Below are 4,871 nucleotides of genomic sequence, written 5' to 3'. Positions count from 1 at the left end.
TGCGGATTTTCAAGCGATCTTGATTTTGCGCTAAATTTTGGATTTGATTGCGCTAACAATAATGCCGACGGACGTTGCTCCACAGCTACCGCTGGCAGAACTGGCGGAAATACAAATTATGTACCGTATCCCGATAGGGCTAATGTTATCTACAATATTCCTGGCGGTACGCAGTTTTTTGCTAGCAATTCTAACGAGTGTCTAGGCGCTACGGGATATGATAGTAGATGCTATAAATATAACGTAAGAACTCTAAGTACCACTATAACCGGTGGAAGAAGAGACTGGAATGAGGCCGCTTCCGCCGGTGATGCGGGCTACGGTATGCCTATACCGCTTAGTATCGCCCTTAATTACTATTCAGATGCTACCCTAAGAGGTGGACTTATCAATAGGCCGCAAGGCGGTACGGGAATCAGGTATGACTCGAAGTCGGATCAATTTAGAATTTTGGCGCAAGGATTTAGAGAGGGGCAAACTCCTGACTCGACTGTATATTTCAACTTCGATAGAATGCATAAAACCCCTAGCACGCCAGTACTGATCTATGCTAGCGACTTCGATATTCAAGACGGAACCGCTCTTAAGACTTTTGGAAAGTTTTGGCCGTCTAAATTCGATAGTTCATATAAGGCCATCTCAGATACTAGCTCCGAAGATTATAATAAAGATGATATAAAGCTGTCTAAGGAGGATTTTGATGTTTTCATCACTAGAAAGGTTAGCGAGACCAAAGCTGCAAGCAAAGCTGCTTATATAGCCGCTGCTAATTCCAATAGTAAGACCTATGCAACAGGTAAAACCGTTATAGACTTTAGCGATAACGTAGGTACCTATGCGTTATTTGTCTACGGCACATCTTATGATAAGAGCCTAGGATCCAGAGTCTATCAAGCTACTACTAGAACCGGGGTAACCGTACCTATTTACACGCAGATCTATTGCGGCAGAAACGATAGGTGCGCGAATATGCCTGCTCCTAACGCAGATCTCGCCTATGAGGCTCCCGGCTCGAATATATTTACCGTCTTAGCGGCCCAGGATTCTAGTTTGACAGATTTTACTAAGTTCGTAGTAAATACAAGAGCTACTCTAAACGATATAGGAGCGGAATTTGTAAGTGCTTATACTAGCTTTACGCCTACTAGCGTGAGTGTTCGTAGAGGTAACGTAGTAAGTGACGGTAGAGAGGATATAGATATTAGGGCTACCGCACCGGGTCAGGCTACGATACGTATTGAAACTAATCCATGGCTTATCCATACGCCTGCCGGAAATCAAAATACTATGTTTACTGTAGCCGGTGGAGGAGCATATTCTAGTAGGTATCCTGGCGTGCCACAGTATTTTAACCCTCTTACCGTAAACGTAAGGGCCGCTAGACCTACAGTCTGGGGCGGTGAAGGTCAGGTTAAATCAGGTACGAAAGACGATGTAGGATCGTTTGCCGGTGGTAGCACGTCGGATAACAGTACGAGCGATACTTCTACGAAGAAGCTAGATACGGGCAACGTTCGTGATATCTACAATCAAAAGACCGATTGGTAGCGTTCGTGCTAAGTTCGCAATGCAAAGGCTAGCCTTCAGGCTAGCCTTTTTTTATGGGTCGAATTTCGGTTTTATTGGCGACAGATTTTTTAAAATTATACTTTGCAAATTTTTGCCTGAAAATTTCGTGAGATAGAATTTTCTTAAATTTTAAATCACGAAATTTTGCTGCGAAGCTTAGCGGTAAATTTTACTTACTAAGATTTGCGCGTCGTAATGGCATATAATTTTATGCGCTAATTTCAATTGGTAGAATTCAAAGCAAAATCTCGTATGAGGGATCCCTCCTATTGCTTATTAAAATTCTCAGCCGTTAGCATTGCAAGTTTCGTGCAACGTGATCATGCAAAGCTTGTTGTAAATTTTTTATTGCGCGAGATTTTACATTTCAATACAGCCGCAGAATTTCCGTTCGTAAATAGCGTCTAATTCTTGCCGTCAAACTCCGTTGTGGCAACGCATGCCACTTAATAATTTTTTAAAATTCTATCGCCCGTAGCGGCTTACGAATTTTACTTCGTTGTATAAATTTTTAGTTCGTAAATATCGCCTCCTCATTTACCCATTTTTAAATGAAATTTCGGCACAATGCGGCTTAAAATTTCATCAGGGAAAGCCACTTGAAAACAAAAAATATCAGAAATTTCAGCATCATCGCGCATATCGACCACGGCAAATCCACGCTTGCAGACCGCCTGATTAGCGAGTGCAACGCCGTCGAGGCGCGCCAGATGAGCAGCCAGATCATGGATACGATGGATATCGAAAAGGAGCGCGGCATCACGATCAAGGCGCAGTCCGTGCGGCTCGAGTATGAGCTTGGCGGAGAGAAATACGTTTTAAATTTAATCGACACTCCGGGCCACGTGGATTTTAGCTACGAGGTCTCTCGCTCGCTGGCTAGCTGCGAGGGGGCGATCCTCGTCGTGGACGCGAGCCAGGGCGTGCAGGCGCAGACCATCGCAAATGTCTATATCGCGCTGCAGCACAACCTCGAAATCATCCCCGTGCTCAATAAAATCGATCTGCCCGCCGCCGATCCGCAGCGCGTAAAAGAGGAGATCGAGCACGTCATCGGGCTTGATTGCAGCAGCGCGATCGAGGTCAGCGCCAAAACGGGCGTGGGCATCAAGGAGCTTTTAGAGGCGATAATCACTCGCATCCCCGCGCCCAAAACGGACGACGCCGCGCCGCTTAAGGCGCTCATCTACGACAGCTGGTTCGATAACTACCTAGGCGCGCTCGCGCTTGCGAGGCTATATGACGGCGTGCTGAAAAAGGGCGACGAGGTCTATATCATGGGTAGCGAGAACCGCCACGAGGTGCTTGATCTGATGTATCCCAATCCGCTTGCGCCCGCCAAAACTCGCGAGCTTAGCAGCGGCGAAGTGGGCATCGTAGTAATGGGGCTAAAAAACGTCGCCGACGTGCAGGTGGGCGATACGATCACGCTTTTTAAAAATCGCGCCGTCGCGCCCGTGGGCGGCTTTGAGAAGGCAAAGCCCTTCGTGTTTGCGGGCATCTATCCCGTGCAGACCGATAAATTTGAAGATCTGCGCGACGCTTTGGATAAGCTCAGCCTAAACGACAGCTCGCTTAGCTATGAGCCCGAGACGTCGCTCGCGCTAGGGTTCGGCTTTCGCGTCGGGTTTTTGGGGCTACTGCATATGGAGGTCGTGAAGGAGCGGCTCGAGCGCGAGTTTGATCTCGATCTCATCGCTACGGCGCCGACCGTCACATACGCCGTGTATCTCACGGACGGCTCGTGCGTGCGGATACATAGCCCCAGCGAACTTCCCGCGCCAAATTTCATCGAGCGTATCGAAGAGCCCTATGTCAGGGCGACCATCATCACCCCGAGCGAGTTTTTGGGCAATCTCATCAGCCTTTTGAATTTACGCCGAGGCATCCAAACCAAGATGGATTACATCACGCCTGAGCGCGTCCTGCTCGAATACGACGTGCCTACAAACGAGATCATAATGGACTTTTACGACAAGCTCAAGTCCTGCACCAAGGGCTATGCGAGCTTCGATTACGAGCCGATCGATTACAGGCGTGGCGATCTAGTCAAGCTCGACATCCGCGTCGCGGGCGAAGCGGTCGATGCGCTCTCGATCATCGTGCCCGCCTCAAAGGCCGAATCCAAGGGGCGCGACCTCGTCAAAGCGATGAAGGAGATCGTACCGCGGCAGCTTTTTGAGGTCGCGATCCAAGCAAGCATCGGCAACAAGATCATCGCGCGCGAAAATGTCCGCGCCATGGGCAAAAACGTGACCGCCAAGTGCTACGGCGGCGATATCACGCGCAAGCGCAAGCTCCTCGAAAAGCAAAAAGAGGGCAAGAAGCGCATGAAAGCAATCGGCAAGGTAAATCTGCCGAGCGAGGCGTTTTTAAGCGTGCTAAAGATCGATTAAATTTGGCATGCGGATGGTCCAAATTTCATCTTTTGTCGCGCGGCCGTAAAATTTGCTTTTAAATTTTAACGATCGCTCGGGCGTTTAAATTTAGCAGCTCGCCGTTCGGTATGAAATTTCGTCTTTAAATTTCGCGATCCTAAGAGACGATTTAAATTTTATGACTGCGCGGCTTTTAAACTCTATCGCTTGCCATCCGAGCTGATACATTCGCTGCTGCGCGCCCATTTTGCGCCGCTTTAAACTCTAGCGTTTATGGCTCGGTCGTAAAATTCTGCTGCTTGCCGTTAGGCTAAAATTTCGCCTTTCAAATTTAACGATCCTGCGGGCGGTCTGAATTTTGCCGCCCGCTGACTATTATAGTCGCGTCCGCGGCTCGGCTATAAAATTTTATTCCGACGGCGTCCTGCTATAAATTTTACCTGCTGCGGTTTTGTAAATTTGATTAAATTTTTACTGCGCGCCGCGTTTAAATTCCATAGTGCGAGCTTTTATAGCAAAACAGCGTGCGCGACGTATAAGAGGGCGAAGCGATAAATTCCACAGAAGCGTTAAATTTATCGATGCAAGATCAAGGGAGAAAAATGAAATTTTTAGACCGCTTAGGCGTGGATAGCAGCAGCTTTATTGATCTATTTTCGGCGTGTTTAGGTTGCGGCGCAAGGGTGCAAGAGGCGCGCTCGAAGCTGATCGTAAAGGGCAGGCGCCGGTCTGTGGATCTAAAGCGCGGCGAGATCGGTTTCGGCGATGATGCGCCGCACACCATTTGATATATCGGCAGCGAAGCAAACGCCAGCCGCACGTGGCTGTGGGGATACGAAAACATAAACCGCCTTGATGAGCGGCTGCTCACCCTTGCGCGAGATGTGCGCGACTTCGGCTTGCGGCACGGGCTAGAGGAGCTTA

The 4,871-nt window shown here is 48.6% G+C and carries 5 protein-coding genes; 4 read left to right on the top strand and 1 reads right to left on the bottom strand.

The window, feature by feature from the left end; translation table 11 throughout:
* Positions 1–1,548: hypothetical protein (locus tag Q0238_RS00430; protein ID WP_297941789.1), on the top strand; the 1,548-nt coding region annotated here is incomplete at its 5' end.
* Between the two features lie 620 nt (positions 1,549–2,168).
* The gene (gene lepA, locus Q0238_RS00425; RefSeq protein WP_297941786.1) at positions 2,169–3,965 is read left to right on the top strand and encodes a translation elongation factor 4; all 1,797 of its coding nucleotides are present in this window, start codon (positions 2,169–2,171) and stop codon (positions 3,963–3,965) included.
* Positions 3,966–4,055: 90 nt separating this feature from the next.
* Here lepA and Q0238_RS00420 read toward each other — a convergent pair whose 3' ends face one another.
* Positions 4,056–4,193 carry a hypothetical protein gene (locus Q0238_RS00420; RefSeq protein ID WP_297941782.1) on the bottom strand — a complete coding sequence of 46 codons (138 nt, stop codon included), beginning with the start codon at positions 4,191–4,193 and terminating at the stop codon, positions 4,056–4,058.
* Positions 4,194–4,549: 356 nt separating this feature from the next.
* Here Q0238_RS00420 and Q0238_RS00415 point away from each other — a divergent pair, with 356 nt between their 5' ends.
* Both Q0238_RS00415 and Q0238_RS12225 read left to right on the top strand, forming a co-directional pair.
* Entirely contained in the window at positions 4,550–4,735 is a 186-nt protein-coding gene (locus Q0238_RS00415; protein ID WP_297941780.1) for a hypothetical protein, read from the top strand.
* 3 nt (positions 4,736–4,738) lie between these two features.
* Positions 4,739–4,871 (top strand): DUF6882 domain-containing protein (locus Q0238_RS12225; RefSeq protein WP_363317108.1); only part of this gene is annotated, 133 nt, incomplete at its 3' end.

It is taken from the genome of uncultured Campylobacter sp. (genome assembly GCF_938045775.1).
In the GTDB taxonomy this organism is placed as follows: Bacteria; Campylobacterota; Campylobacteria; order Campylobacterales; family Campylobacteraceae; genus Campylobacter_B.
The sequence above is the reverse complement of the archived record's forward strand: the minus strand, read 5'-3'. Positions and strand labels throughout refer to the sequence as shown.

Excerpts from the sequence above, each read along its gene's own strand:
- Q0238_RS00415 (WP_297941780.1), top strand. The coding sequence starts at position 4,550 with ATGAAATTTTTAGACCGCTTAGGCGTGGATAGCAGCAGCTTTATTGAT.
- Q0238_RS00420 (WP_297941782.1), bottom strand. The coding sequence starts at position 4,193 with ATGGGCGCGCAGCAGCGAATGTATCAGCTCGGATGGCAAGCGATAGAG.